This window comes from Pedococcus sp. P5_B7, assembly GCF_054049895.1.
This window is the reverse complement of the sequence record NZ_JBFULM010000001.1, coordinates 378,124-404,611: the sequence shown is the minus strand read 5'-3', so window position 1 is coordinate 404,611 and position 26,488 is coordinate 378,124. Positions and strand designations below refer to the sequence as shown.

The 26,488-nt window shown below is 70.4% G+C and carries 22 protein-coding genes; 13 read left to right on the top strand and 9 right to left on the bottom strand.

The features are described from left to right. Nucleotides 1–4: 4 nt before the first annotated feature. Nucleotides 5–1,993, bottom strand: coding sequence for a beta-galactosidase (locus ACXJKD_RS01835; RefSeq protein WP_457252620.1), 1,989 nt, complete (start codon nt 1,991–1,993; stop codon nt 5–7). Nucleotides 1,994–2,271: 278 nt separating this feature from the next. On the opposite strand from ACXJKD_RS01835, the gene ACXJKD_RS01830 reads away from it, so the two are divergent. The 7 genes from ACXJKD_RS01830 to ACXJKD_RS01800 are packed head-to-tail and all read left to right on the top strand — an operon-like array spanning nt 2,272 to nt 10,362. Beyond that, nucleotides 2,272–3,618: an ABC transporter substrate-binding protein gene (locus ACXJKD_RS01830; protein ID WP_457252619.1), complete on the top strand. Its 1,347-nt coding sequence runs from the start codon at nt 2,272–2,274 to the stop codon at nt 3,616–3,618. A gap of 30 nt (nt 3,619–3,648) precedes the next feature. Further along, nucleotides 3,649–4,590, top strand: coding sequence for a carbohydrate ABC transporter permease (locus ACXJKD_RS01825; protein ID WP_457252618.1), 942 nt, complete (start codon nt 3,649–3,651; stop codon nt 4,588–4,590). Beyond that, nucleotides 4,587–5,519 carry a carbohydrate ABC transporter permease gene (locus tag ACXJKD_RS01820; protein WP_457252617.1) on the top strand — a complete coding sequence of 311 codons (933 nt, stop codon included), beginning with the start codon at nt 4,587–4,589 and terminating at the stop codon, nt 5,517–5,519. Before ACXJKD_RS01825 ends, ACXJKD_RS01820 begins: the two co-directional genes overlap by 4 nt. Beyond that, nucleotides 5,516–7,669, top strand: coding sequence for an alpha-galactosidase (locus tag ACXJKD_RS01815; protein ID WP_457252616.1), 2,154 nt, complete (start codon nt 5,516–5,518; stop codon nt 7,667–7,669). Before ACXJKD_RS01820 ends, ACXJKD_RS01815 begins: the two co-directional genes overlap by 4 nt. Nucleotides 7,670–7,673: 4 nt before the next feature. Next, a complete protein-coding gene (gene trpS / locus ACXJKD_RS01810; protein ID WP_457252615.1) occupies nt 7,674–8,705 on the top strand; it encodes a tryptophan--tRNA ligase in 1,032 nt (343 codons plus the stop codon). 56 nt (nt 8,706–8,761) lie between these two features. Next, nucleotides 8,762–9,277, top strand: coding sequence for a 2'-5' RNA ligase family protein (locus ACXJKD_RS01805; RefSeq protein WP_457252614.1), 516 nt, complete (start codon nt 8,762–8,764; stop codon nt 9,275–9,277). Between the two features lie 2 nt (nt 9,278–9,279). Next, nucleotides 9,280–10,362 (top strand): YihY/virulence factor BrkB family protein, encoded by a 1,083-nt coding sequence (locus tag ACXJKD_RS01800; RefSeq protein ID WP_457252613.1) that lies wholly within the window; start codon nt 9,280–9,282, stop codon nt 10,360–10,362. A 58-nt stretch (nt 10,363–10,420) separates the two neighbouring features. Here ACXJKD_RS01800 and ACXJKD_RS01795 read toward each other — a convergent pair whose 3' ends face one another. The 6 genes from ACXJKD_RS01795 to ACXJKD_RS01770 all read right to left on the bottom strand — a co-directional run bounded on the left by ACXJKD_RS01795 (nt 10,421) and on the right by ACXJKD_RS01770 (nt 16,460). Further along, nucleotides 10,421–11,662: a D-alanyl-D-alanine carboxypeptidase family protein gene (locus tag ACXJKD_RS01795; RefSeq protein ID WP_457252612.1), complete on the bottom strand. Its 1,242-nt coding sequence runs from the start codon at nt 11,660–11,662 to the stop codon at nt 10,421–10,423. An 11-nt stretch (nt 11,663–11,673) separates the two neighbouring features. Next, a complete protein-coding gene (locus tag ACXJKD_RS01790; RefSeq protein ID WP_457252611.1) occupies nt 11,674–12,450 on the bottom strand; it encodes a succinate dehydrogenase iron-sulfur subunit in 777 nt (258 codons plus the stop codon). Next, a complete protein-coding gene (gene sdhA / locus ACXJKD_RS01785) occupies nt 12,450–14,225 on the bottom strand; it encodes a succinate dehydrogenase flavoprotein subunit (RefSeq protein ID WP_457252610.1) in 1,776 nt (591 codons plus the stop codon). Before sdhA ends, ACXJKD_RS01790 begins: the two co-directional genes overlap by 1 nt. Nucleotides 14,226–14,293: 68 nt before the next feature. Beyond that, nucleotides 14,294–14,764 (bottom strand): succinate dehydrogenase hydrophobic membrane anchor subunit, encoded by a 471-nt coding sequence (locus ACXJKD_RS01780; protein ID WP_457252609.1) that lies wholly within the window; start codon nt 14,762–14,764, stop codon nt 14,294–14,296. A gap of 16 nt (nt 14,765–14,780) precedes the next feature. Further along, nucleotides 14,781–15,158 (bottom strand): succinate dehydrogenase, cytochrome b556 subunit, encoded by a 378-nt coding sequence (gene sdhC / locus ACXJKD_RS01775; RefSeq protein WP_457252608.1) that lies wholly within the window; start codon nt 15,156–15,158, stop codon nt 14,781–14,783. A 132-nt stretch (nt 15,159–15,290) separates the two neighbouring features. Further along, nucleotides 15,291–16,460, bottom strand: coding sequence for a glycosyltransferase family 4 protein (locus ACXJKD_RS01770; protein ID WP_457252607.1), 1,170 nt, complete (start codon nt 16,458–16,460; stop codon nt 15,291–15,293). A 100-nt stretch (nt 16,461–16,560) separates the two neighbouring features. Here ACXJKD_RS01770 and ACXJKD_RS01765 point away from each other — a divergent pair, with 100 nt between their 5' ends. After that, nucleotides 16,561–17,688, top strand: coding sequence for a mannose-1-phosphate guanylyltransferase (locus ACXJKD_RS01765; protein WP_457252606.1), 1,128 nt, complete (start codon nt 16,561–16,563; stop codon nt 17,686–17,688). A gap of 57 nt (nt 17,689–17,745) precedes the next feature. On the opposite strand, the gene ACXJKD_RS01760 is transcribed toward ACXJKD_RS01765, so the two are convergent. Both ACXJKD_RS01760 and ACXJKD_RS01755 read right to left on the bottom strand, forming a co-directional pair. Beyond that, on the bottom strand, nt 17,746–19,380 hold the full coding sequence (locus tag ACXJKD_RS01760) for an ABC transporter permease (RefSeq protein ID WP_457252605.1): 1,635 nt from the start codon (nt 19,378–19,380) through the stop codon (nt 17,746–17,748). Continuing rightward, on the bottom strand, nt 19,377–20,309 hold the full coding sequence (locus ACXJKD_RS01755; protein ID WP_457252604.1) for an ATP-binding cassette domain-containing protein: 933 nt from the start codon (nt 20,307–20,309) through the stop codon (nt 19,377–19,379). The genes ACXJKD_RS01760 and ACXJKD_RS01755 overlap by 4 nt, the downstream gene beginning before the upstream one ends. A gap of 53 nt (nt 20,310–20,362) precedes the next feature. On the opposite strand from ACXJKD_RS01755, the gene ACXJKD_RS01750 reads away from it, so the two are divergent. The 5 genes from ACXJKD_RS01750 to ACXJKD_RS01730 all read left to right on the top strand — a co-directional run bounded on the left by ACXJKD_RS01750 (nt 20,363) and on the right by ACXJKD_RS01730 (nt 26,487). Next, nucleotides 20,363–20,845: a GbsR/MarR family transcriptional regulator gene (locus ACXJKD_RS01750; RefSeq protein ID WP_457252603.1), complete on the top strand. Its 483-nt coding sequence runs from the start codon at nt 20,363–20,365 to the stop codon at nt 20,843–20,845. A 105-nt stretch (nt 20,846–20,950) separates the two neighbouring features. Next, nucleotides 20,951–22,630 carry an acyl-CoA mutase large subunit family protein gene (locus tag ACXJKD_RS01745; protein ID WP_457252602.1) on the top strand — a complete coding sequence of 560 codons (1,680 nt, stop codon included), beginning with the start codon at nt 20,951–20,953 and terminating at the stop codon, nt 22,628–22,630. 119 nt (nt 22,631–22,749) lie between these two features. Further along, nucleotides 22,750–23,958 (top strand): amidohydrolase, encoded by a 1,209-nt coding sequence (locus ACXJKD_RS01740; RefSeq protein WP_457252601.1) that lies wholly within the window; start codon nt 22,750–22,752, stop codon nt 23,956–23,958. A gap of 186 nt (nt 23,959–24,144) precedes the next feature. Continuing rightward, nucleotides 24,145–25,179, top strand: coding sequence for a BMP family ABC transporter substrate-binding protein (locus ACXJKD_RS01735; RefSeq protein ID WP_457252600.1), 1,035 nt, complete (start codon nt 24,145–24,147; stop codon nt 25,177–25,179). Between the two features lie 138 nt (nt 25,180–25,317). Next, a complete protein-coding gene (locus tag ACXJKD_RS01730) occupies nt 25,318–26,487 on the top strand; it encodes an ABC transporter permease (RefSeq protein WP_457252599.1) in 1,170 nt (389 codons plus the stop codon). Nucleotide 26,488 lies beyond the last annotated feature (1 nt).

The window sequence follows — 26,488 nt, the reverse complement described above, 5'->3', positions numbered from 1 at the left end:
TCGATCAGTCCTCCCTGACGACGGCGACGCCACCCGGCGGGAGGGTGACGGTCGGGCCCACGGGGCCATCAGCCACCACATCATGGCCGGTCGCCGGCACCTCTTGGTGCTGGTGGGTGTCGTTGACCAGGAACAGCCACGAACCCTCGGCGCCCCGGCGACGGGTGGCCTCGACGCCCGGTGGGACGTCGGCGACCGGGGAGACCCCGCCCGCCCGGGTGACCTGGGCGAGGACCGCCCCCAGCGACGAGTCGTCCGGGAGCGTGCTGAGGTACCACGCGGCGCCCTCCCCGGTGACGCGTCGGGTGAGGCTCGGTCGCCCGGTGAGGGGGCCGGCGGCATACCGGTCGAGCACCTCGCTGTCGACGGCGGTGACGTCCTCGCTCCAGAGTCGCCCGGCGCCGCCCTCGGCGAGCGCGACCGTCTCACCGGGCATGAGGGGGAAGAACTCCTCGACGCGGACGCCGAGCAGGTCGCGGAACGCGCCGGGGTAGCCGCCGAGCCGCACGTGGTCGTCCTCGGTGGCGATGCCGGAGAAGAAGGTGACGAGCACCTGGGCGCCGGCCTCGGCGGCATTGGCGATGGCCGCCGCGTACTCGTCGGTCACCAGGTAGAGGGTGGGGACCACCACGACCCGGTATGCCGTGAGGTCGGCACTCGGGTGCACCACGTCGGCGGTGATGCCCTGGTCGCGCAGCACGCGGTGGATGGCGTGCGCCGTCGTGGGGTAGCGCAGCTCACTGGACGGCATGGCCGGACCGTGGGCGGCCCACTGGGCCTGGTAGTCCCACAGGATCGCGACGTCGGCCTCGACCCGCGAGCCCTTGAGTGCCCCGAGCCGCCCGGCCAGCGCGCCGAGCTCGCAGACCTCGCGGAACCGCGCGCTGTCGCGCCCCGCATGGGGGACCAGTGCGGAGTGGAACTTCTCGCTGCCCGACCGGGACTGCCGCCACTGGAAGAAGCCGATCGTGTCGGCGCCCCTCGCCACGTGGGCGATACTGTCGCGCACGGTCTGGCCGGGGTCCTTCGCCGGGTTGACCGGCTGCCAGTTCACCGCGCTCGTCGAGTGCTCCATCAGCAGCCAGGGGGCACCGCCGGCGAGGCCGCGGGTCAGGTCGCCACTGAAGGCGAGCTCCGCCCGGGGGTGCTCGAGGGTGGCCACGACGTAGTGGTCGGTGCTCACGACGTCCTGGTCCGGCGCCCACTGGTGGTAGTCGAGGTGGTCGAAGTGTGCGAGCGTCATGAAGTTCGTCGTCACCGGCACGCCGGGGGAGAGGTCGCTGAGGACCGCCTTCTCGCTGCGGTGGAAGTCGAGCAGGGTGTCGGACTGGAAGCGCTTGTAGTCGAGCTCGTGGGTGGGGTTGGCAAAAGTCGTCGTGAGCCGCGGGGGCAGGACCTGCTCCCAGTCGGTGTAGCGCTGGCTCCAGAAGGCGGTGCCCCAGGCGTCGTTCAGGTGGTCGAGCTCGGTGTAGCGGCGCTCCAGCCAGACCCGGAACCCGGCGGCACAGGTGTCGCAGTAGCAGGGGATGTTGTGGCAGGCGTACTCGTTCGAGACGTGCCACAGGGCCAGCGCGGGGTGGTCGTGGTAGCGCTGCGCCAGCTGGGCGGTGAGGGCGAGCGCGTGGTCGCGGTAGATGCGCGAGCTCGGGCACCAGGCCTGCCGGCTGCCCGGCCACAGGGTCCGACCCTCGTGGTCGACGGGCAGGATCTCGGGGTGCGCCGCCGACAGCCACGGGGGAGGGGTGGCGGTCGCGGTCGCGAGGTCGACCGCGATGTCGTTCTCGTGGAGCAGACCCATGATGTCGTCGAGCCAGCCGAAGTCGTACTCGCCCTTGGCGGGCTCGAGCCACGACCACGAGAAGACGCCGAGCGTCACGAACGAGACTCCGGACTCCCGCATGAGCTCCATGTCCTCGGCCCACACCTCGCGGGGCCACTGCTCGGGGTTGTAGTCGCCGCCGAAGGCGATCCGATCTGTCGGCCACTGACGCATGGGCGACAGTGTTGCGCCGCTCAGGAAGTCATGTCAACAAAAATCAACATGTTGACGTCGAGATATTGGGAACCACTCCAAGAACGCGCGTCGGCAAGCGGATGCCGTTGCCGTTGAGCGGATCCAGTGAAGGATCACGATGGGAGACCGTTCCCGGGAAATGCTTGACAGCAGTCGGCCCGGCGGTCATCCTCGTTTCTTGTTGGTGGTTTTTGATCGAATCTGTCGATCTGATCGACCTCACCACGCCGGTGCAAATAGCGTTCAAAGGAGACCGCATGTCCCGCCCCGCCTCTGAGGCCGAGTACCTCGCCAGCCTCGTCCCTGCCTCCGTCCGCGGTGTGAGCCGCCGGACCCTGCTTCGCGGCGCCCTCGGCGCCGGCACCCTCCTAGCCGCCCCGACGTTGCTGGCCGCCTGTGGTGGCGGTGGCTCCGGTGGTGGCGCAGCCACGGGCACCGTGACGGTCGGCTCGAACCAGTCGGACGCCGTCCCGAAGGCTGCGATCCAGGCCGTCATGGACGCCTTCCAGAAGGCCAACGCCGGCCTGACGGCCAAGGTCAACACGATCGACCACAACTCCTTCCAGGAGAACATCAACAACTACCTCCAGGGCTCGCCCGACGACGTGTGGATGTGGTTCGCGGGCTACCGGATGCGGTTCTTCGCCTCCAAGGGCCTCGCGGGCGACGTCTCGGACATCTGGAAGGACCTGTCCAGCGCCGGGATGTCCGACGCGCTCAAGAAGGCCTCGACGGGCGACGACGGCAAGCAGTACTTCGTGCCGTCGACCTACTACCCGTGGGCGATGTTCTACCGCAAGAGCGTCTTCGAGCAGCACGGCTACACCGAGCCCAAGACGCTCGACGAGTTCAAGACCCTCGGCACCCAGATGAAGAAGGACGGCTTGGTCCCGATCGCCTTCGGCGACAAGGACGGCTGGCCCGCCATGGGCACCTTCGACCAGCTCAACCTGCGGGTCAACGGCTATGACTTCCACGTCAACCTGATGGCCGGCAAGGAAGCCTGGAACAGCGACAAGGTCAAGGCCGTCTTCGACACCTGGGCCGGACTGCTCGACTACCACCAGCCCGACTCGCTCGGACGCACCTGGCAGGAGGCCGCCCAGACGCTCCAGCAGAAGAAGGCCGGCACCTACCTGCTCGGGTCCTTCGTCGCCCAGCAGTTCGCGAAGGGGGCGGAGCAGGAGGACCTCACGTTCTTCAACTTCCCCGAGGTCGACTCCACCATCGGCGCGGACGCCATCGAGGCGCCCATCGACGGCTACATGATGGCCAAGCGGCCCAAGAACGAGGCGGGCGCCAAGAAGCTGCTCGGCTACGTGGGCTCCGCCGCGGCGCAGAACATCGTCGTCAAGGCCGACCCGAGCGTCATCGCGACGAACGACCAGGCCGACAAGGCGGCCTACACGTCGCTGCAGAAGAAGTCGGTGGAGTTCGTGTCGCAGGCCAAGTCGATCGCCCAGTTCATGGACCGCGACACCAGGCCGGACTTCGCCTCGACGGTGATGATCCCTGCCATCCAGTCCTTCCTCAAGAACCCGAAGGACATCGACGGACTCGTCAACAGCATCGAGAAGCAGAAGAAGAGCATCTTCGCGAGCTGACCACCCGCGACGACGCCTCGAGGAGTCACCGTGTCGACAACCACCACGCCCGATCGCAGCACGCCGAGGCCCGCCAAGCCGAAGCGCTCGAAGTACCGCGGCATCGACCACCTGTCCCCAGTGGACCGGGTCGTCGTCTCCGTGATGATCGGCGTCCCGACGCTGCTCGTGCTGTGGCTCGTCGTCGTCCCGGCGGTCGGGTCGGTCCTGCTCTCCTTCACCAACTGGGACGGGATCGGCCCGATCTCCTCGGCCAAGGTCGTGGGGCTCCAGAACTACAAGGACGTCCTGACGATCTACCCGCCGTTCATCCCGGCACTCCAGCACAACCTGATCTGGCTGGCCGTGATGTTCTTCATCGCCACCCCGATCGGCATGTTCCTCGCCATCCTGCTCGACCGGGAGGTGCGCGGTTCGCGGGTCTACCAGACCGCGATCTACCTCCCGGTCGTGCTGTCCCTGGCCCTCGTCGGGTTCATCTGGCAGCTCATCTACAGCCGCGACCAGGGCTTCATCAACCAGATCACCGGTGGCTCGATCGACTGGTACGGCGACACGCGCTACAACCTCTGGGCAGCCCTGCTCGCGTCGAGCTGGCGACACGTCGGCTACATCATGTTGCTCTACCTGGCCGGCCTGAAGGGCGTCGACCCGACGCTGCGCGAGGCGGCCAAGGTCGACGGGGCCAACGAGCGGACGACGTTCTTCAAGGTCGTCTTCCCCGTGATGTTCCCGATCAACATCATCGTGCTCGTCGTCACCGTCATCGAGTCGCTGCGAGCCTTCGACCTGGTCTGGGTCATCAACAAGGGCCGCAACGGCCTCGAGCTGATCTCGACCCTCGTGACGAGCAACATCGTGGGAGAGGCCAGCCGCATCGGCTTCGGGTCGGCGCTGGCCACCTTCATGCTCGTCATCTCCTCGATCTTCATCGTCCTCTACCTACGGATCGTCATGAGGGAGCAGCGATGACTGCCAGCAGCGAGGCGCCGCAGGTGGCGGCGCCCAGGAGCCGGAACCCGTTGAGCACCAAGCGTCCCCAGGGCGTCGGGTCCAAGAAGGGCAACCGCGGCATCCAGGTGTTCCTGGCCATCGTGGCGCTCGTCTGGATCTTCCCCGTCGCCTACGCCGTCCTCAACAGCTTCCGCGACTACGCCTACACGTCGCAGCACGGCTACCTGTCGTTCGGCGGGTTCACCCTGGCCAACTACAAGAACGCCTGGGAGCAGGCGAACTTCTCCCACACGATGCTCAACTCGGCCTACATCACGGTCCCGGCCGTGGTGTTGACGCTCTTCCTGTCGGCCTGCGTCGCCTTCGTGGTCGCGCGGTTCTCGTTCAAGTTCAACCTGGCCCTGCTCGGGTTGTTCACGGCGGCAAACCTCTTGCCGCCCCAGGCCCTGCTCATCCCGGTCTACCGGATGTTCCGCGCCATCGAGGTGCCGTTCTGGTTCAGCGACTCGGGCACGCTGCTCAACTCCTACTGGGGCCTGATCCTCGTCAACGTGGCCTTCCAGACCGGCTTCTGCACCTTCGTGCTGTCCAACTACATGAAGACGCTGCCGCGCGAGCTCTACGAGTCGGCCGTCGTCGACGGGGCCGGCGTGCTCCGCCAGTTCTTCCAGCTCACCCTCCCGCTGTGCCGTCCCCCGCTCGCCGCGCTGGCTACCCTCGAGGTGACCTGGATCTACAACGAGTTCTTCTGGGCGACGGTGCTGCTCCAGTCGGGCGACAAGTACCCCGTGACGAGCTCGATCAACAACCTGCGCGGCCAGTTCTTCACCGACAACAACCTCGTGGCGGCCGGCTCGGTGGTCATCGCGCTGCCCACCCTGATCGTCTTCTTCCTCCTGCAGAAGCAGTTCGTCGCAGGCCTGACCCTGGGAGCAACCAAGGGATGACGTCGCCGACCGCAACCCTCCGGTCCGCTGGTACCTGTCTCGTCCTCGACACCTCGGGGGGAGGGCTCCCGAGGGTGCTGCACTGGGGCGCCGACCTCCCTGACGCCGTGGTCGCCGAGCTGGCCGGCATCGTCGTCGGGCCGGTGCCCCAGAACGGCCTCGACGAGCCGTGGCCCCTCACCGTGTTGCCCACCACCGGCGACGGCTGGCTGGGCACCCCCGGGTATGCCGCGCACCGAGCCGGTGGCGCGGCCGCCCCCCGGTGGGACGTCACCGCCGAGCTGGACGGCGAGCGCGCGCTGGTCACCACCGCGAGCGACGGTGCCGTCCAGGTCGTGCTGCGGCACTCCCTCGACGAGCACGGCGTGCTCCGGGTGTCGAGCTCGGTGACGAACACCGGCGGCGACGCCGAGAGAGCACCCCTCGACGTCGGCGCGCTGCGGGCGCTGCTCCCGCTCCCGTCGCGGGCCACCGAGGTGCTCGACCTGACCGGCCGGTGGTGCCGCGAGCGGTCGCCGCAGCGCTCCGTCCTCCAGGACGGCACCCACCTGCGCGCCTCCCGTCGGGGGCGCACCGGCCACGACGCCACCCTGCTGCTGAACGTCGGCACCGCCGGCTTCGGCTTCCGCACCGGTGAGGTCTGGTCCGTCCACGTCGCGTGGAGCGGCAACCACGAGCACCTCACCGAACGCCTCCCCGAGGGCGCCGGCATCCACGCCGCCGTGCTCGGCGGTGGCGAGCTGCTCGAGCCGGGCGAGATCCGGCTCGCGCCGGGTGAGACCTACACGTCGCCCGACGTCGTGTTCGTCCACGCCACCGACGGCCTCGACGGGCTGTCGCGTCGGCTGCACCGCAGCCAGCGCACCGCCGCGGCCCACAGCAACGACCCGCGGCCCCTCGTGCTGAACACCTGGGAGGCGGTCTACTTCGACCACGACCTCGACCGGCTGAAGCAGCTCGCCGACACGGCGGCCGGGATCGGCGTCGAGCGGTTCGTCCTCGACGACGGGTGGTTCGGCAGCCGCCGCGACGACCGCAGCGGGCTGGGTGACTGGGTCGTGTCCGCCGACGCGTGGCCCCAGGGGCTCGGAGCCCTCGTCGAGCACGTCAAGGGACGCGGCATGGAGTTCGGGCTGTGGTTCGAGCCCGAGATGGTCAACCTCGACTCAGACCTGGTGCGGGCCCACCCCGACTGGGTCATCGGACCCAAGGCGGGACGCCCGCGTCCGTCCCGGCACCAGCACGTCCTCGACCTCGCCAACCCCGACGCGTCAGCCCACGTCGAGCAGCAGATCAGCGCATTGGTCGCCGAGCTCGGCATCGACTTCATCAAGTGGGACCACAACCGCGACCTGCACGAGGCGGTGCGCACCGGCCCCGACGGGGTCGACCGGCCGGCCGTGCACGCCCAGACGACCGCCTTCTACGCCCTCCTCGACCGGCTCCGGGCGGCCCACCCCGCCCTCGAGATCGAGTCGTGCTCCAGCGGGGGCGCCCGGGTCGACCTCGGCGTCCTGGCCCGCACCGACCGGATCTGGACCAGCGACTGCAACGACGCGCTCGAGCGCGCGCAGATCCAGCGCTGGACCTCGCTGCTGGTGCCGGCTGAGCTGATGGGCACGCACATCGGCCCGGCGACGGCTCACACCACCCACCGCACCCTCGACCTGTCCTTCCGGATGCTGCTGGCGCTCCAGGGCCACGCCGGCCTGGAGTGGGACATCACCGGGTGCACCCCCGACGAGCTGACCGCCCTGACCGCCTGGTCCGGGCTCTACCGCGAGCTGCGCCCCCTGGTGCACACGGGTGACCTCGTGCGCGCCGACCTCCCCGAGGAGCAGGGGCTGCTCGTGACCGGCACCGTCGCACCGGGGGGCGAGCAGGCGGCATACACGGTCCTGCGGACCCACACGGGTCCGTCGGTGGCGCCCGGCCTCCTCACCCTCCCCGGGCTCGACCCGGAGCGGACCTACACGGTCCGGGTCCGCCCGGAGGCGGGCCTGCCTGCGGTGACCCAGGCGCGCGGACCGGGCTGGTGGGACGAGGCCGTCGACGCCGGCATCCGGGTCAGCGGGGCCGCGCTTGGACAGGTCGGGCTCGCGCTGCCGGTGCTGGCCCCCGCCCAAGGTTTCCTTCTGCACCTGACCTGACAGAATGACGGGCATGCCTGAGACGTCCGCTCCCGCTGCGCTGCCCCGGACCCTGTCCGGGATGCAGCCGACCAGCGACTCCCTGCACCTCGGCAACTACCTCGGGGCACTGGTCAACTGGGTGAAGCTGCAGGACGAGTTCGACGCCTTCTACTTCGTGGCCGACCTGCACGCACTGACGGTGCCGACAGAGCCGGCGGTGCTGCGCCAGCGCACCCGCGCGACGGCGGCCCAGTTCATCGCGGGCGGGGTCGACCCCAAGACCTCCGCGGTGTTCTGCCAAAGCCACGTCACCGAGCACGCCGAGCTGGGCTGGGTGATGAACTGCCTGACCGGTGACGGCGAGGCGCGGCGGATGACCCAGTTCAAGGACAAGGTCGCCAAGGGCCAGAACGCCAACGTCGGGCTGCTCACCTACCCGATGCTCATGGCCGCCGACATCCTCATGTACGACGCCGCCTTCGTGCCGGTCGGCGAGGACCAGCGCCAGCACCTGGAGATCACCCGCGACCTGGCGGAGCGGTTCAACACCCGCTTCGGCGAGACGCTCGTGGTCCCGGACGCCTACATCGTCAAGGGCTCGGCCAAGATCATGGACCTCCAGGACCCCACGTCGAAGATGAGCAAGACGGGGTCCTCGCCCAAGGGCCTGATCGACCTGATGCAGGACCCGGCCACGATCGCCAAGAACATCCGCTCGGCCGTCACCGACACCGACGGCGAGGTGCGCTACGACCCCGAGCACAAGCCGGGCATCTCCAACCTGCTCGTCATCCACTCGGTGCTGTCCGGCACTCCCGTCGAGGAGGTCGCGGCGTCCTTCGCGGGTCGTGGCTATGGCGACCTCAAGAAGGAGGTGGCCGACGTCGTGGTCGAACGCCTCACGCCGTTCCAGGAGCGGATGACCGAGCTGCTCGACGACCCGGCCGAGCTCGACCGGATCCTCGCCGACGGCGCCGACCGCGCGCGCGAGGTCGCCCAGGCCACGATGGCTCGCGTGCGCGCGGCCGCGGGACTGCTGCCCAGTGCCCGCTGACATGACACTGCTCCCACAGAGCTTCTCCGAGAACGGCGTTGGGTAGGGTCGCCGTCGTGCCCACCATCGGTGTGTCCATCGCCATCCCGTCACCCCACGCGGAGATGCTCCAGGCCAAGCGTGCCTCCTTCGGCGACCCCTTGGCCGACTCGATCCCCACCCACGTCACCCTGCTGCCGCCGACCGAGGTCGAGGGCGATGAGCTGTCCGACGTGGTCGAGCACCTGGCAGACGTTGCCACCCAAGGCCATTCGTTCCCCATGGTGTTGCGGGGCACGGGCACGTTCCGGCCCATCTCCCCGGTGGTCTTCGTCCAGGTCTCCGGTGGGCTGGCCGACTGCGAGCTGCTCGAGAAGTCGGTGCGGCGCGGGCCGCTCAAGCGCAAGCTCGACTTCTACTACCACCCGCACGTCACGGTGGCCCACCACGTCTCCGACGACAACCTCGACCGCGCCTTCCGCGACCTGGCCGACTTCGAGTGCACCTTCGAGGTGACCGACTTCCACCTCTACGAGCACGGCGCCGACGGCGTGTGGCGCCCGGTCCGGTCGTTCGAGCTGGACGGGGCCTGAGGGTGCGGACCCTCAAGGCCTGGTGGGCGCGGTTCCGGGCGACCTCCGTCTGGCGGGCGTGGAAGCGCTACGGCGACCACCGCGGCAACCTCATCGCGGGTGGGGTCGGCTACTTCGCCTTCTTCTCGGTCTTCCCTGCGGTGCTGCTGGCCTTCACGGTGTTCGGGATCGTGCTCCGCAGCCAACCCCAGCTGCTCGCCGACACCAAGGACGCCATCAACAACCTGCTGCCCGGCTTCGTCAAGACGCCGACGCAGCCCAACGGGGTCATCGACGTGAGCGCACCGACCGGAGCGGCCCTGTCGGTGCAGGGCGTGGTCTCGGTCGTCGGCCTCGTGCTCGCCGGCACCGGCTGGCTGGGCGCGCTGCGCGACGGCATCCGCGCGATCTTCGGCGTGGAGGGCCAGCCGGGCAACGTCGTGGTCGCCAAGCTCCGTGACCTCGGGGTGCTGCTGCTGCTGGGCGTGGCGATCGTGCTCTCGGCGGCAGTCGGGGCCGTCGCCGGCTCCACGGCCTCGTGGGTGGCCGACCTCGTCGGGCTCGGCGGTCAGCAGTGGGTCCTCGCCATCGTCGCCTTCGTCGTCGGTGTCGCCCTCGACGGCGCGATCGTGGCGGTGATGCTGCGCATCCTGTCGGGCATCCCGCTGCGCTGGCAGGCCGTGCGCCACGGTGCGATCTTCGGTGGGGTCGGGCTGACCGTGCTGAAGACGTTCGGCGCGCTGCTCATCTCGAGCACCACCGCGAACCCGCTCTACCTCGGGTTCGCGCTCGTCGTCGGCCTGCTCGTCTGGCTCAACTTCATGTCGCGGGTCATCCTCATCTCCGCCGCCTGGGCCGCCAACGACCTCGAGACCGGCGCTGCAGCCCCCGGCCTGAGCGCTGGCCAGGTCGACAAGCTCGTCGAGGGCCCGGCCCCCGAGGCGCTCGGCACGATCCGCGAGCGCACCGATGCGGGCCTGCCCACGTTCGGGCAGCGCGCCGCGGACCGGACCAGCGTCGCCGCGGGAGCGGTGCTCGGCGCGGTCGGTGCGATCGCGCTCGGCACGATCGGCCGCGGCCTCCGGAGCCTCGTCCGCCGTCGGTGACGCTCCGCCCCGCACGACCCGTTGAGGCCGGGGCTCGGCGGTGGCTCAGCCGTGTGGCTCAGCGGTGCCGCGCGCCGCGACGGGCCCGGACGACCCGCCGTCGGGCTCGGACCACCAGGGTGAGGGCCAGGAGCGCCACAGCCGTGCCGGCCAGGCCCACGGTGCCTCGCCAGCTGCTCGGCCACCGCGGACCAGCCTCCGGGACAGCGGCAGCCCTGGCCGCCGCACCGGTCGCTGCCGGGGCGGTGGGCGCCAGTGTGGGGGAGCCGCTGGGCAGCGGGTTCGGTGGTGTGGTGACGGTGCCGGGCGCGACGAGCTCGCCGACCGCCCCGGCGCGGTCGCCGTACGCGAAGGCCCAGTCGTACATCGCCGCCTGCGGCCGCCACGACGAGTCCAGCCCGTACATCTCGCTGAGCAGGTAGGTCTTCCCGCCGCGCCGGACGGCCGAGATGAAGGTGCGGTTGGCCTTCTCGGTGTAGCCGTTCTTGATCCCGATGGTGCCCTCGTAGTTGTAGAGGAGCTTGTTGTGGTTCTGGATCTTGAACGTGGCGCGCTTCTTGGTCTTGGGGTCCACCCGACCGGGGAAGTCGACCTGCTTCGTCGTGACGTAGGTGCGGAAGTCCTTCAGCTCCAACGCCGCTCGCCCGATCAGGGCCAGGTCATAGGCGCTCGACGTCTGCCCGGGCACGTCCAGCCCCGACGGGTCCTTCGCGACCGTGTCGTGCGCCCCGAGGTATGCCGCGTGCTCGTTCATCGCGGTCAGCGTCGCCTCGCGTCCGCCGCCGGCCTCGGCCAGCGCGTAGGCCGCATCGTTGCCCGACGACATCAACAGCCCCTGGAAGAGCTGGCGTCCCGTGTAGGGGAGCCCGGGGACCATGCCGACCCGCGTGCCGTCCGCGTTCGCGTCCGCCTGGGTCGCGACGATCGTGCGGGTAGCCGGGACCTCCGGGATCAGGGTGAGGGCGGTGAGCGTCTTCAGGGTGCTCGCCGGCAACAGGCGGGCGTGGGCCGCCTTGGCCGCGACCACCTTCCCCGAGCCGAGGTCGGCCAGCACCCACGAGACGTCCTTGAGCTGCGGCGGGGTGGGCACTCCGGCGGGCAGGTCCGTGACGACCCCCATCGAGGCGAGCTGTGCCCCCCCGACCGACAACAGCGGCTCCACCGTCGCCCGCGGCACCGGCAGCGTCGTGGTCGTCACCGTCGGCGTCGGCTTCGGGGTGGTCGCCGCGTCGGCTCCACCCGGCGCGAGCGCGACCGCCGCGACGGAGAGGGCGACGAGCGCGCGTGACGACGCTGTCACGAGTGCCAAGGTCAGAAGCGACTGGTCAGGAGGGCGCGCTTCACTTCCTGGATCGCCTTCGTCACCTCGATGCCACGAGGGCACGCGTCGGTGCAGTTGAAGGTGGTGCGGCAGCGCCACACGCCTTCCTTGTCGTTGAGGATCTCCAGGCGCTGCGTGCCGCCGTCGTCGCGGCTGTCGAAGATGAACCGGTGGGCGTTGACGATGGCCGCCGGACCGAAGTACTGGCCGTCGTTCCAGAAGACCGGGCAGCTGGTCGTGCAGGCCGCGCACAGGATGCACTTGGTCGTGTCGTCGAACCGGTCGCGGTCGGCCTGGCTCTGGATCCGCTCCCGCGTGGGCTCGTTGCCCTCGGTGATGAGGAAGGGCATGACCTCGCGGTAGGCGTCGAAGAACGGCTCCATGTCGACGATGAGGTCCTTCTCGACGGGAAGGCCCTTGATCGGCTCGACGGTGATCGGCTTGTCGGGGTTGACGTCCTTGATCAGCGTCTTGCAGGCGAGCCGGTTCTTGCCGTTGATCCGCATGGCGTCCGACCCGCAGACGCCGTGGGCGCAGGACCGGCGGAACGACAGCGAGCCGTCCTGGTCCCACTTGATCTGGTGCAGCGCGTCGAGCACGCGGTCGGTGGCGTGCGCGGTGACCTCGTAGGTCTCCCAGTGCTGCTCGCTGTCGGTCTCGGGGTCGAACCGCGAGATCTTGAGCGTGACGGTGAAGGACGGGACCGCCCCGGCCTTGGGGGCGTCCTGGCCGCCGGTCGCGGCGGTCTTCTCAGCAGTCGCGGTCATCAGTACTTGCGCTCCATCGGCTGGTAGCGGGTGACGGTCACGGGCTTGTAGTCGAGGCGGACCTCGTCCGCGAACTTCGGGCCCTGCTCGACATCGGTGACGGGCGCACGGTAGGCCATCGTGTGACGCATGAAGTTCACGTCGTCGCGGGCCTCGTAGTCCTCACGGAAGTGGCCGCCGCGGGACTCCTTGCGCGCGAGTGCACCGAGCGTGATCACCTCGGCCAGCTCGATCAGGAAGCCGAGCTCGACGGCCTCGAGCAGGTCGGTGTTGTAGCGCTTGCCCTTGTCCTGGACGACGACGGCCGCGTAGCGCTCCTTGAGCTCGTCGATGACGCCGAGGGCCTCCTTCATCGAGGCCTCGGTGCGGAACACCTGGACGTTGCGGTCCATGGTCTCCTGCAGGGCGCGGCGCAGGTCGGCGACGCGCTCGCCGCTGTCGCGGGTGCGGATGGTCTCGACCATGCCCTCGACCAGCCCGGCCGGGTTGGCGGGCAGGTCCACGAACGGTGCGTTCGCGGCATACTCCGCGGCGGCGATGCCGGCCCGGCGCCCGAAGACGTTGATGTCCAGGAGGCTGTTGGTGCCGAGGCGGTTGGACCCGTGCACGGACACGCAGGCGACCTCGCCGGCGGCGAACAGGCCGGGGACGATGTCGGTGTTGTTGCGCAGCACCTCGGTCTCGACGTTGGTCGGCACGCCACCCATCGCGTAGTGCGCGGTCGGGTAGACCGGCACCGGCTCGGTGTAGGGCTCGACGCCGAGATAGGTCCGTGCGAACTCGGTGATGTCGGGGAGCTTGGCGTCGATGTGGGCCGGCTCGAGGTGGGTCAGGTCGAGCAGCACGTAGTCCTTGTTGGGACCGGCGCCGCGTCCCTCGCGGACCTCGTTGGCCATCGACCGCGCGACGATGTCGCGGGGTGCCAGGTCCTTGATGGTGGGGGCGTAGCGCTCCATGAAGCGCTCGCCGTCGGCGTTGCGCAGGATGCCGCCCTCACCGCGGGCCGCCTCGGAGAGCAGGATGCCGAGCCCGGCCAGACCGGTCGGGTGGAACTGGAAGAACTCCATGTCCTCCAACGGGATCCCGCGTCGGAAGGCCACCCCCATGCCGTCACCGGTGAGGGTGTGGGCGTTCGAGGTCGTCTTGAAGACCTTGCCCGTGCCACCGGTCGCGAAGACGACCGACTTGGCCTGGAACACGTGCAGCTCGCCGGTGGCCAGCTCGTAGGCCACGACGCCCGCGGTGTGCTCGACACCGTCGGGGCCGGTGTTCATCAGCAGGTCGAGGACGTAGAACTCGTTGTAGAACTCCACGCCCTGCTTCACGCAGTTCTGGTAGAGCGTCTGCAGGATCATGTGACCCGTGCGGTCGGCCGCGAAGCACGACCGGCGGACAGCGGCCTCACCGTGGTTGCGGGTGTGGCCACCGAAGCGGCGCTGGTCGATCTTGCCCTCGGGCGTGCGGTTGAACGGCAGGCCCATCTTCTCGAGGTCGATGACCGCGTCGATGGCCTCGCGGCACATGATCTCGGCAGCGTCCTGGTCGACGAGGTAGTCGCCACCCTTGACCGTGTCGAAGGTGTGCCACTCCCAGTTGTCCTCCTCGACGTTGGCGAGGGCGGCACACATGCCGCCCTGCGCCGCGCCGGTGTGGGAGCGGGTCGGGTAGAGCTTGGTCAGCACCGCCGTGCGGGTGCGGGTGCTCGACTCGAGCGCGGCGCGCATGCCTGCGCCGCCGGCCCCGACGATGACGACGTCGTACTTGTGCGTCTGCATCTAGTTGCTACTTCCTTGAATGGCGCCGGCTTGAGTCACGCCGGCTCGGCTCGCGCTGGTGGCCCGGGTCACCGTGCGCACACGGAGAGAGTGGAGGACGGGTCGAGGCACGGGTCGAAGGTGAAGATCACCAAGGTGCCGAGCACCATGACGAGCAGCGCGCTCGCCACCAGCAGGCCCTTGAGGATCCACCGCGTGCGGTCCTTCTCGGTGTAGTCGTTGATGATCGTGCGGACGCCGTTGAACCCGTGCAGCTCGGCGAGCCAGAGCATCAGCATGTCCCAGGTCTGCCAGAACGGGCTGCTCCACTTGCCGGCGACGAAGGCGAAGTCGATGCCGTGGATGCCCTCGCCCAGCATGAGGTTGACGAACAGGTGGCCGAAGACGAGGACGAGCAGCAGCACGCCGCTGGCCCGCATGAACACCCACGACCACAGCTCGAAGTTGCCCCGGCCCTTGGAGACCCGGCGGTAACGGGACTTCTTGGCGGAGACGGCGTCGGGGCCGGCGTGGTAGTTGGTCTCGGTGGTGGCGCTCATGAGTTCCCCCGGCCTCTCAGTGCGTGAACACGATGGTCAGGTGCCGGATCGCGAAGGGCGCGAAGAGCACGACGAAACCGATGACGACCGCCCAGAAGAGCTGTCGCTGGTACTTCGGGCCCTTGGACCAGAAGTCGACGGCGATGATGCGCAGGCCGTTGAGCGCGTGGAAGATCACCGCAGCGACGAGCCCGGCCTCACCGAGCCCGACGATGGGGTTCTTGTAGGCGTCCATCACCTCGTTGTAGGCGTCGGGGGAGACCCGCACCAGCGCCGTGTCGAGCACGTGCGCGAAGAGGAAGAGGAAGAGGAGTACGCCGCTGATGCGGTGGGCCACCCACGACCACATGCCTTCGCGGCCGCGGTAGAGGGTCCCGTTGGCTGCCTGCGCCACTGCGCGTCCCTTTCGAAGCAGATGTCACGGCAGTCGTCGTCCAGCGTCGAGGGCCGTAGTACGCCCGTCAGGTTATCGGCCCGGCAGCGTGGACCGTGAACGCCCCTGCTGTGAGAAACCAGACAGGTCGGGTTACCAGTCGGTATGCCGCGTGGCCGGCCCGCCGACGAGCGCCCGAGAACGCCGGGCGCCGTCGTAGTGCCCGAGCAGCTGCTCGGTGAGGGTGGCCCAGGACCGGCTGGCCACCCGCACCCGCCCGGCCGCACCCATCGCCTCGCGCTTGACCCGGTCGCCGGCGAGGTGGGCCACCGCGTCGCGCAACGCCGTCGGGTGGTCGGGGTCGAAGAGCAACCCGGTGCGGGAGTGGTCGACGAGGTCGAGCGGGCCACCGCGCGCGGGCGCCACGACGGGGAGGCCGGTCGCGGCGGCCTCCTGCAAGGTCTGGCCGAAGGTCTCGCGGGTGCCGGTGTGCACGAAGAGGTCGAACGCGGCGTACGCCCGGGCGAGGTCGTCGCCCTCGCGCCGACCGAGGAAGACGGCGTCGACCCCGGCGGCGGCGAGGGCGGCGCCGTCCTGGGCGCGGGTGGGCCCGTCGCCGACCAGCACCACGCGGAGCCCGGGCAGTCCCGCGAGGGTGGTGAGTCGCAGCAGCTCCTTCTCGGGGGCCAGTCGGCCGACGTAGCCGACGAGGACCTGACCGTCGGGGGCGAGCGAGCGCCGCAGCGCGGCCGTCCCGGCGTCGAGCCGCCAGCCCGGATGGAACTGGACGGCGTCGACCCCTCTCGCCCAGAGGGTGGTGCGGGGGATGTCGTGGGCGCGGAGCTCGGCCAGCGTCGCGGAGGACGGGGCCAGCGTGAGGTCGGCCAGCTCGTGCATGCGCCGGATCCACCGCCACGCAGCCCGCGCTGCCCCGCGACCCACCGCTCCGGGACCGTGCTGGCGGATGTAGCTCGGCATGTCGGTCTGGTAGACCGCGACCGTGGGGAACCCGAGCCGGTCCGCGGCCGACAGGGCACTGGCGCCGAGGACGAACGGTGAGGCCACGTGCACCACGTCCGGGGCGAAGCCGCGAAGCAACGTCTCCACCTCGCCACCCAGCGGGAGGCCGACCGGGAACTGACGCACCGGCACGGACGCGAGGCCGTGCACGGCATACCCGGCGTAGCTCGTGGGGGCGGGCCGCGGGGCGACGACGACCACCTCGTGGCCACCGTCGCGCAGGCACTCGACCACCCGGCAGACGCTGGTCGTCACGCCGTTGAGGTAGGGGAGGAAGGACTCCGTCACGATGGCGACTCGCACGACTCCAGCGTCCGCACCCACGATGAGGGGACGGCCACGGGCAGGGGTGTGTCAGGTGAGCGGCAGGTGACCGGCTGGTGGGTGGGCTAGCGTTCCGGCCATGTCATCGGCAGCGGCGCATGAGGCTGCACCCACGAACGAGCACTTCTGGGCGGTCATCCCGGCGGGTGGAGCGGGGACGAGGCTGTGGCCCCTGTCGCGGGCCACCTCACCGAAGTTCCTCCGTGACCTCACCGGCACCGGGCGCTCGCTGCTCCAGTCGACCTGGGACCGGTTGACCCCGTTGACGGGGTCACGGGTGCTGGTCGTGACCGGCGTCGCCCACCGGGCGGCCGTGGCGGACCAGCTGCCGGGGCTGCCCGCCGACCAGCTGCTCGCCGAGCCGGCGCCCCGCGACTCGATGGCCGCGATCGGCTGGGCCGCGGCGGTGCTCGAGGCGCGCGACCCGTCGGCCGTGCTCGGGTCGTTCGCGGCCGACCACGTCATCGCGGACGAGGACGCGTTCCGCGCCTGCGTGCGGGAGGCGGTGGCCGCCGCCGAGCAGGGGTACGTCGTGACGATCGGCCTCGAGCCGACCCACCCCGCGACCGGCTTCGGCTACATCGAGCTGGGCGAGCCGCTCGGGTCGGGCTCGGTGCTGGCGTCAGGATCGGTGCACGCGGTGACCCAGTTCGTGGAGAAGCCGGACCGCGCGCGGGCGGAGGAGTACCTCGCGACCGGTCGGTTCCGCTGGAACGCCGGGATGTTCGTCGTCCGCGCGACCGTGCTGCTCGACCTCCTGGCGCAGTGGCACCCCGAGCTCGCGGCCGGGTTGCGGGCGCTCGCCGCCGATCCGTCGCGGCTGTCCGACGTGTGGCCCGGCCTGGAGAAGATCGCGATCGACCACGCGGTCGCCGAGCCGGCGGCTGCCGAGGGCCGCGTCGCCGTGGTGCCGGGTGGGTTCGGCTGGGACGACGTGGGCGACTTCAGCTCGCTGGGCGCCCTGCTCCCCGACGCCGACGGTATGCCGGGCGTGCGGGTGCTCGGCGACGCCTCCGCCGTGCGGGTGGTCGACGCCACTGGAGTCGTCGTCCCAGCGAGTGGCCGGGTGGTGGCGGTCGTCGGCCTCGATGACGTGGTGGTGGTCGACACCCCGGACGCGCTCCTGGTGATGTCGCGCGAACGCGCCCAGGACGTGAAGGCAGTCGTCGACGCCCTCCGCGCCGAAGGCCGCACCGACCTCCTCTGACCCGGCCCCCGCCGCGCCCGCCCGCAGAAGTTGGCTGAGTGGGTGCCGGGGGAAGCTTCAGGTGGCGAGGTCGCGCCGTCGGAACGCGGTGGCGCCGACTGCTGTCACGAGGGCGGCCACCACCAGCAGCCCCCCGAGCCCGGCTGCGTTCGGCGCCCCGCCGGGCAGGCTGCCGAGGTGGTCGAACGGCGACAGCCCCAGGGCCCATCCCGGCAACGACAGCAGCGCGCCGAACTCGCCGAGCACCACGAACACCGCGAGCGCCGCCCAGGCCGCTGTCGAGAGCTGCGGGAGCACCCCGAACAGCAGCACCGTGAGGCCCACACAGACCAGGACTGCCGGTGCGGTGGCAAGCGCCGCAGGCAGCAGGTCGGCGACCCCGGTGCTGCTCACCGATCCGGCGGCGAGCCCCGCGGCCACCCCCACGACGGCGAGCAGCCACACCGACCCGGCGGCGGCGATCACCAGGTGGCTGGCGAGCCAGCGCCAGCGGCTGACCGGGGTGGCGAGGACGACCTCGGCGCGCGCGGCGTTCTCCTCCGACCGCAGTCGCAGCGCCGTCGCGATGCCGTAGGCCGCGGCCCCCACCGCGAGGAAGCGCAGCTCGGTGCCGAAGAAGGCGTCGAGCAGGGAGCCCTGCCCCCCGCTCATCTTGCGGAGCATGTCCTCGACGGCGGGGCTGTCGGCGATCTGGTCCACGGACGAGGCGATGTTGCCGATGACCAGGCCGAGCACGGCATACCCGATGGTCCACCCGAGCAGCGAGCCGCGCTGGAGGCGCCACGCGAGCCCGAACGGCGTGCCCAGCCCGGCTGCGGCTCGCGCCGGCCCCGGCCGGGCGGCCCACAACCCCGAGCCCAGGTCGCGTCGGTGCAGCAACGCGTCGGCGACGGCGAGCAGCAGGGCCGTGGCGACCACCGCCGGGGCCACGAGCCAGAGCCGGTTGTCGCCGTAGGGGCTGACCTTCTCGGCCCAGCCCAGGAACGACAGCCACGCGAGGTCCTGGCCGGCGCCGGTGGAGGTGTCGGCGGTGGCCCGGATGACGAAGGCCACCCCCAGCACGCCGATCGCGATGCCGCCGGCGCCACGCGTCGTCGAGGTGAGCTGGACGGCGAGCGCCGTGACGCCGGTCATGACCAGGCCCGCGACGACCTCGACCGCGCCGAGGGCGAACGACCCCACCGGGTCGACGCCGGTGGCGAGCAGGCTCACGGCGGACAGCAGTCCGGTGGCGAGGACGGTCAGGGTCGCGAGGGCGACGGCTGCGGCCAGGGGAGCGCGTCGACCGACGACCCCGGCCGCGAGGAGCTCGAGCCGGCCGTCCTCCTCCTCGCTGCGGGTGTGCCGTCGGACGAGGGCGAAGGCCAGGAACGCGGTGGCCAGGCTGCCCATCATCACGGTCTTGAGCACGCCGATCCCGGCCGCGGTCGCTGAGGGGAGCGGTCCGTAGAGCGCGGTCAGCGAGGGGTTGTCGACCATCGCCGCCGCGCCACCCGCGGCGGCGGCGTCGGTCGGGTAGAGGTCGAGGGTGGCGGCCATCGAGCCGTAGGCAGTGGCGACGAGGGCGAGCACGCTGGCCACGACGATCCACCGGTCGCGCCGCCAGGCCAGCCCCAGGAGGATGCCGGTGCCGGTGAGGCTGTCGCCGACGCCGACGCCGACGCTGTCCCTCGCCCGGAGGCTGTCGCTCATGCCGGCACCTCCTCCTTGACGCCGGGGCCGGACCCGGTCAGGGCGTCGCGGTACTGCGACAGGAACAGCTCCTCCAGGGTCGGCGGCTGGCAGGTCAGCGCCTCGATGCCATGGGCGCCCAGGCGCTGGAGCACGTCGCCGACCGCGCTGGTCTCGACGGACAGCACGATCCGGTCGCGGTCCTCGCGGGCGGAGTCGACCCCCGGCCAGCCGCTCGCCTCCGACTCCGCGACCGGCCGCGCGAGGGAGGCGGTGATGCTCGTGCGGGTGAGGTGCCGCAGGTCGGTGAGCGTGCCCGAGTCGACGATCCGCCCCGCGCGCACGATGCTCACCCGGTCGGCGGCGGTCTCCACCTCCGACAGGATGTGGCTCGAGAGGAGGACCGTGCGACCCTCGGCGCGCACCCGGGCGAGGTGCTCCTGGAACACCTTCTCCATCAACGGGTCGAGGCCTGACGTGGGCTCGTCGAGGACGAGCAGCGGCACGTCGGAGGCGAACGCCGCGACGAGTGCGACCTTCTGCCGGTTGCCCTTGGAGTAGGAGCGCCCCTTCTTCGTGGGGTCGAGCTCGAAGGCGTCGAGCAGCTCCGCGCGACGGCCCTCGTCGATGCCTCCGCGCAGCCGGCCGAGCAGGTCGATGACCTCGCCGCCGGTGAGGTTCGGCCAGAGCACGACGTCGCCGGGGACATAGGCGAGCTGGCGGTGCAGCTCGGTGGCGTCCTTCCAGGGGTCGCGGCCGAGCAGGGTCACCCGGCCGCCGTCGGAGCGCAGCAGGCCGAGCAGGACCCGGATGGTGGTGGACTTCCCCGCGCCGTTGGGTCCGAGGAAGCCGTGGACCTCGCCCTCGTGCACGGTCAGGTCGAGACCGTCGAGGGCGGTCGTGGTGCCGAACTTCTTGGTGAGGCCGACGGCCTCGATGACAGGAGCCATGGCTCCGACCATACACTGTTTTCAGAAAACTCTGAATGATCTAAACTCTGCTCATGACGCCCCCTCCTGCCGCCGCAGACCCCTCGCGCTTCGTCGAGCGCTTCGGGTCCGCCCTGACCGCGGCCGGGATGCAGCGACTGCCCTCGCGGGTCTTCGCCGCGCTGCTGGCCGACGACGACGGGCGGATGACTGCGGCCGAGATCGGGGAGGTGCTTGCGGTCAGCCCGGCGTCGGTGTCGGGTGCCGTGCGCTCGCTGCAGCAGATGCGGATGATCCACCGCGAGCGCGAACAGGGCAGCCGGCGCGACGTCTACGTGGTCGCCGACGACGCCTGGCACGACGTGATGATGAACTCCGCCAACATCTACGCCCCGCTCACCCAGTCGCTGCGCGAGGGCGTCGACCAGGTCGGGGGTCGGGGCACGACGGCCGGCGACCGGCTGGCCCTCAGCGTGGCGTTCCTGGAGTTCGTGACCGAGGAGATGCAGCAGCTCTCCGACCGCTGGGACAAGCGCCGGGCCGAGCTCGGCCACTGACCCGCCGCCCCCTTTATCGGGTTGAGGGATTTTGTTGCGCTTCACCAGAGAACGCTTCCGGGGTGAAGCGCAACCTTCCTGCTAAACCCGATAAAGGGGGGCGGGGTGACCGAGCCCACGGTGAGGTGGGACACGAGCGGTGACCACACGGCATACCGGCTCACTATCGTGGGCGGCATGGCCGCCGACGTCCCCGAAGACCGCTTGCAGACCCGCACCGAGTCCGACCTGCCGATCAAGGCCGTGTATGCCGCGGGCGACCTCGACGGCTTCGACGCCGACTCCCAGCTCGGTGCGCCGGGGCAGTTCCCCTACACGCGTGGCGTCTACCCGAACATGTACACGGGGCGCCCGTGGACGATGCGGCAGTACGCCGGGTTCGGCACCGCCAAGGAGTCCAACGAGCGCTACCACGAGCTGGTGGCCAACGGCACCGGCGGCCTGTCCGTCGCCTTCGACCTCCCGACCCAGATGGGCTACGACTCCGACGAGGCCATCGCCCACGGCGAGGTCGGCAAGGTCGGGGTCGCCATCGACTCGATCGACGACATGCGGACCCTCTTCGGTGGGCTGCCGCTCGGTGACCTGTCGACCTCCATGACGATCAACGCGCCGGCCGCGACGCTGCTGCTGATGTACCAGCTGGTCGCCGAGGAGAACGGCGCCGACCCGTCGCGGCTCGCAGGCACGATCCAGAACGACGTGCTCAAGGAGTACATCGCTCGCGGCACCTACATCTATCCGCCGAAGGAGTCGCTGCGGCTGATCAGCGACATCTTCGCCTACTGCCACAAGGAGCTTCCGCGCTGGAACACCATCTCCATCAGCGGCTACCACATGGCCGAGGCCGGGGCGACGCCCGCGCAGGAGATCGCGTTCACCCTCGCCAACGCCAAGGAGTACGTGCGCGCCGCGCAGGCCGCGGGCCTCGACGTCGACGACTTCGCCCCGCGGCTGTCGTTCTTCTTCGTCGCCCGCACCACGCTCCTGGAGGAGGTCGCCAAGTTCCGGGCGGCCCGCCGGATCTGGGCGCGGATCATGCGTGACGAGTTCGGGGCCAAGAACCCCAAGAGCCAGATGCTGCGGTTCCACACCCAGACCGCCGGGGTGCAGCTGACCGCCCAGCAGCCCGAGGTCAACCTCGTGCGCGTCGCCCTCCAGGGCCTCGGCGCGGTGTTCGGTGGCACCCAGTCGCTGCACACCAACTCGTTCGACGAGGCGATCGCCCTCCCGACGCAGAAGGCTGCCCGCCTCGCCCTGCGCACGCAGCAGGTGATCGCCTACGAGACCGACGTGACCAAGACCGTCGACCCGTTCGCAGGCTCCTACGTCGTCGAGTCGATGACCGACGACGTCGAGGTCGCCGCCCTCGACCTCATCCAGGCCGTCGAGGACCGTGGGGGAGCGGTCGCCGCGATCGAGCAGGGCTTCCAGAAGTCCGAGATCGAGCGCTCGGCCTACCGCATCGCGCTCGAGATCGACAGCAAGGAGCGCACCGTCGTCGGCCTCAACCGGTTCGCCCTCGACGAGGAGGAGCCCTACGAGCCCCTGCGGGTCGATCCGCAGATCGAGCACGACCAGCGCGAACGGCTCGCCGCGCTGCGGGCCGAGCGCGACAACGCCGCCGTCGAGGCGGCCCTCGAGGCAGTCCGTGAGGCGGCTCGCGGCACCGACAACCTGCTCTACCCGATGCGCGAGGCACTGAGGTTGCGGGCCACCGGGGGCGAGGTCAGCCACGCGCTGCGCGACGTCTGGGGTCTCTACGTCCCCCGAGAGACGTTCTAGCCCGGCCGGAGCGTGAGCGGCCTGGCCCGGCCGGAGCGTGAGCGGCCTGGCCCGGCCGGAGCGCGGGCGGCCGAGCCTGGCCGGAGCGTGGGCGGCGCGCGAGTAGAGTGCGCGCTGACATGACCGACAACCTCCTCATGGCGCTGTGCGCCAGCATCGACGCGCTCGCCCCGGAGCTTCTCGACCTCCAGCACGACGTGCACGCCCACCCTGAGCTGTCCCGGGGGGAGGCCCGCACGACGGCGAAGGTCGCCGGCCGGCTGGCCGCGGCCGGGATCGCCCACCGCACCCTGCCGGTCAGCGGACTGGTCGCGGACCTCGGGGCCGAGCAGCCGGCCTACCGGGTGGCGCTGCGCGCCGACCTCGACGCCCTCCCGGTGGGGGAGCGCACCGGCCTGCCGTGGGCCTCGACCACCGAAGGTATCTGCCACGCCTGCGGTCACGACGTCCACGTGGCCGCCATGCTCGGCGCGGGGCTCGCCCTCAAGGAACACGAGGAGGCCCTGCGCGAGCGTGGCATCGGCGTGCGACTCCTGTTCCAGCCGGCCGAGGAGGTCATCCCCGGCGGCGCCGTCGACCTGCTGGCCGAAGGGGCGCTCGACGGGGTCGACGCCATCTTCGCCGTGCACTGCGACCCGAGCCTCGACGTGGGCAGCGTCGGCCTGCGTGAGGGTGCCATCACCGCGGCGGCCGACCGGGTCAGCGTCCACCTGAGTGGCCGCGGAGGCCACACCTCGCGCCCTCACCTCACTGAGGACCTCACGTTCGCGCTGGCCAAGGTGGTGACCGAGCTCCCCGCGGTGCTCTCCCGACGGCTCGACCCCCGCACTGCGTTCGCGCTGGTCTGGGGCGAGGTGCACGCCGGCCAGGCGGCCAACGTCATCCCGTCCAGCGGCGCCATCGCCGGCACCCTGCGGATGCTCGACGCGAAGGCCTGGACCACGATCGGACCCCTCCTCGCGGAGGCGGTCGAGCACGTGGTCGCCCCGTATGCCGTGACAGCAGTCCTCGAACACGTCCAGGGAGTGCCGCCCGTGGTCAACGACCCCGAGGCCATCGAGGTCTTCCGGGCCGCGGCCGAGGGTGCAGGGCTGGTGGCCGTCGGCACGCCCCAGTCCTTGGGCGGGGAGGACTTCGCCTGGTACCTGCGCAAGGTGCCCGGGGCGATGGCGCGACTCGGCACACGCACGCCGGGCGGGACCACCTACGACCTGCACCAGGGCGACCTCGTGGTCGACGAGGGCTCGGTCGTGCAGGGCGCGCGGTTGCTTGCCGGTGCGGTGGTGGCCGGCATGGTCAAGGCGCCACGTCTGCCAGTGACCGCCTAGGACCCCCGCCCGCGCACTAGTTCTGTCCAGCGGTCGCGGATCGATAACACTTGCTGCCACTTCGCCCGAGCCACTGAGTTCTTGCGCGTTTCTGGTCTACAGTCCCTTGCCAGATGGGCCGATGACGTCGTCGGCTCCGATGGACTTAAGGAGAGCGCGTTGCGTTCAAAGACAATGCTCAATGCCGTGGCCGCGGTTGGAATGGTCGCCGTGGTCGCTGCCTGTGGCGGTTCGACCGGCAACACCTCCAGCTCGGGCTCCAACACCTCCGCGAGCGGTGACTGCTCAAGCAAGGACGTGTTCTGCGTCGGCCTGGTCACTGACGTCGGCAAGGTCGACGACAAGGGCTTCAACCAGGCGGCCTGGGAGGGTGTCGAGCAGGTCAAGGGCGAGCTGGGGGCCCAGACGAAGTACGTCGAGACCACCGACCCCAAGGACTACGCGAAGAACATCAAGCAGTTCACGGATGCCAAGTACGACGTCATCGTGACGGTCGGCTTCCTCATGGGCGATGCGACGGTTGCCGCGGGCAAGCAGTACCCCGACACCAAGTTCATCGGGTTCGACCAGTTCCAGGCTGCCGAGACCCCCAACGTCACCGGGCTCATCTTCCACGAGGACCAGGCGGGCTACGCCGCCGGCACCCTCGCTGGCCTGATGACCAAGACCAAGAAGATCGGTGTCGTGCTCGGCCAGGAGATCCCCCCGACGCAGGCCTACGCGGCCGGCTACGAGAACGGCGCCAAGGCCGTGGACCCGGCCATCAAGGTCTCGAAGGTCTACCACCCGGCCGGCAGCACCGCCTTCAACGACCCCGTGTGGGGTGCCGGCGAGGCCAAGAAGATGCTCGCGCAGGGCGCGGACTTCATCTTCGGCGCCGGTGGCAACACCGGCAACGGCGCGCTCCAGGAGACCGCGAAGACCAGTGGCGCAGGCGACAAGGTCTTCTGCGTCGGTGTCGACCTCGACCAGTGGGACACGCTCCCCGCTGCCCACCCGTGCCTGATCACCTCGGCTGAGAAGCACGAGAAGGATGGCATCGGCACGCTGCTCAAGGCGATCAAGGACGGGTCGATCAAGCCGGGCAACTTCTACGGAACGGCTGGCATCTCCGGGTTCCACGACTTCGACTCGAAGGTCCCCGCGGACGTCAAGACCAAGGTCGCGGACGTCGTGAAGAAGCTCGAGGACGGATCGCAGGCGACGGGTTACAAGCCCTGACGCTGAGGGCTGACACGCGGCCACCGAGGCCGACTACAGTCGCGTCATGACGAAACGGGCGGGCGCTCTATCCAGGGGCGCCCGTCCGTCGTCTCTCCAGACGCCCCCCGACGCACGCGAGGAGTAGCGAGGTCCGACATGGCAGACGATTCAGGCAACCAGGCCACCGCAGGGCCGTCGGAGGCGCCGGAGCCGCCAGTGCCGGTGCGCCCAGAGCGTGGAGCGCCGCCTCCGCCGACCGGGGTGCTCGGACTCCTCGTCCGAGAACAGTCGATCGTCGTCCCGCTCGTGGCCGTGGTCGCCTCGTTCGCCATCGGCGCCGTCCTGATCCGCGCCCAGGGGGTCAACCCGACCTTCGCGTACCGAAGCCTCTTCTCCTACTCGTTCGGCACCGGCGACGGTCTGCGTGGGACGTTCGAGAAGATGATCCCGCTCATCCTGTGCGGCCTCGCCGTCGTGATCCCCCTGCGGGTGGGCCTGTTCAACATCGGCGCCCAGGGACAGCTCATGGCGGGTGCCATCGCCGCCGCGGCGGCCGCCTACGCCGTCCGGTCGGCCCCCGGTGTCGTCATCGCCCTCGTCGCGATGGTCGCCGCCATCCTGGCCGGCGCCATGTGGGCATCCATCGCCGGCTTCCTCAAGTCCAGTCGTGGCGTGCACGAGGTCATCTCGACGATCATGCTGAACTCGATCGCGGCCGGACTCATCGACTGGCTCGTCAACGGTCCGCTCAAGGACCCGTCGCAGGCCTATCCCTCATCGCACTCCGCACCCGAGGCCGCTCGACTCGGCGTCTTGGGCATCTTTCCCATCGGTCTGCCCATCGCCGTGGTCCTCGCCCTGCTCACCGCCTGGATGCTGCGCCGCACGACCCTCGGCTTCGAGTTCGAGACGGTGGGACGCAACAGGCACGCTGCCTCGTACGCCGGCATCAAGCTCGGCAGCACCGTCGTGCTGGCCATGGCCATGGCGGGTGGACTGGCCGGCCTCTCGGGCTCGATCGAGTACCTCGGCATCGATCCGTACCGGTACCAGGACGGCATCGCCGGGAGCCTCGGCTTCGACGGCATCACCATTGCCCTGCTTGCTCGTTCGAACCCGCTTGGCACCATCCCCGCGGCGCTCCTGGTCGGTGCGATGCGCTCGGGGTCGACCCGGCTGATGTTCGACACCGGGATCCAGCCGGAGATCGTCGACATGCTCCTCGCGATCACCCTCCTGCTCGTGTCCCTTCCCGTCGTCGCCAAGCTCATCTACCGGCGCCACGCGGCCAAGTCCTCGACCCTCGCCACGAGCTGGGGTTCCTGAG

Excerpts from the sequence above, each read along its gene's own strand:
- ACXJKD_RS01835 (WP_457252620.1), bottom strand. The coding sequence starts at position 1,993 with ATGCGTCAGTGGCCGACAGATCGGATCGCCTTCGGCGGCGACTACAAC.
- ACXJKD_RS01830 (WP_457252619.1), top strand. The coding sequence starts at position 2,272 with ATGTCCCGCCCCGCCTCTGAGGCCGAGTACCTCGCCAGCCTCGTCCCT.
- ACXJKD_RS01820 (WP_457252617.1), top strand. The coding sequence starts at position 4,587 with ATGACTGCCAGCAGCGAGGCGCCGCAGGTGGCGGCGCCCAGGAGCCGG.
- ACXJKD_RS01815 (WP_457252616.1), top strand. The coding sequence starts at position 5,516 with ATGACGTCGCCGACCGCAACCCTCCGGTCCGCTGGTACCTGTCTCGTC.
- trpS (WP_457252615.1), top strand. The coding sequence starts at position 7,674 with ATGACGGGCATGCCTGAGACGTCCGCTCCCGCTGCGCTGCCCCGGACC.
- ACXJKD_RS01790 (WP_457252611.1), bottom strand. The coding sequence starts at position 12,450 with ATGACCGCGACTGCTGAGAAGACCGCCGCGACCGGCGGCCAGGACGCC.
- sdhA (WP_457252610.1), bottom strand. The coding sequence starts at position 14,225 with ATGCAGACGCACAAGTACGACGTCGTCATCGTCGGGGCCGGCGGCGCA.
- ACXJKD_RS01780 (WP_457252609.1), bottom strand. The coding sequence starts at position 14,764 with ATGAGCGCCACCACCGAGACCAACTACCACGCCGGCCCCGACGCCGTC.
- ACXJKD_RS01765 (WP_457252606.1), top strand. The coding sequence starts at position 16,561 with ATGTCATCGGCAGCGGCGCATGAGGCTGCACCCACGAACGAGCACTTC.
- ACXJKD_RS01760 (WP_457252605.1), bottom strand. The coding sequence starts at position 19,380 with ATGAGCGACAGCCTCCGGGCGAGGGACAGCGTCGGCGTCGGCGTCGGC.
- ACXJKD_RS01755 (WP_457252604.1), bottom strand. The coding sequence starts at position 20,309 with ATGGCTCCTGTCATCGAGGCCGTCGGCCTCACCAAGAAGTTCGGCACC.
- ACXJKD_RS01750 (WP_457252603.1), top strand. The coding sequence starts at position 20,363 with ATGACGCCCCCTCCTGCCGCCGCAGACCCCTCGCGCTTCGTCGAGCGC.
- ACXJKD_RS01740 (WP_457252601.1), top strand. The coding sequence starts at position 22,750 with ATGACCGACAACCTCCTCATGGCGCTGTGCGCCAGCATCGACGCGCTC.
- ACXJKD_RS01730 (WP_457252599.1), top strand. The coding sequence starts at position 25,318 with ATGGCAGACGATTCAGGCAACCAGGCCACCGCAGGGCCGTCGGAGGCG.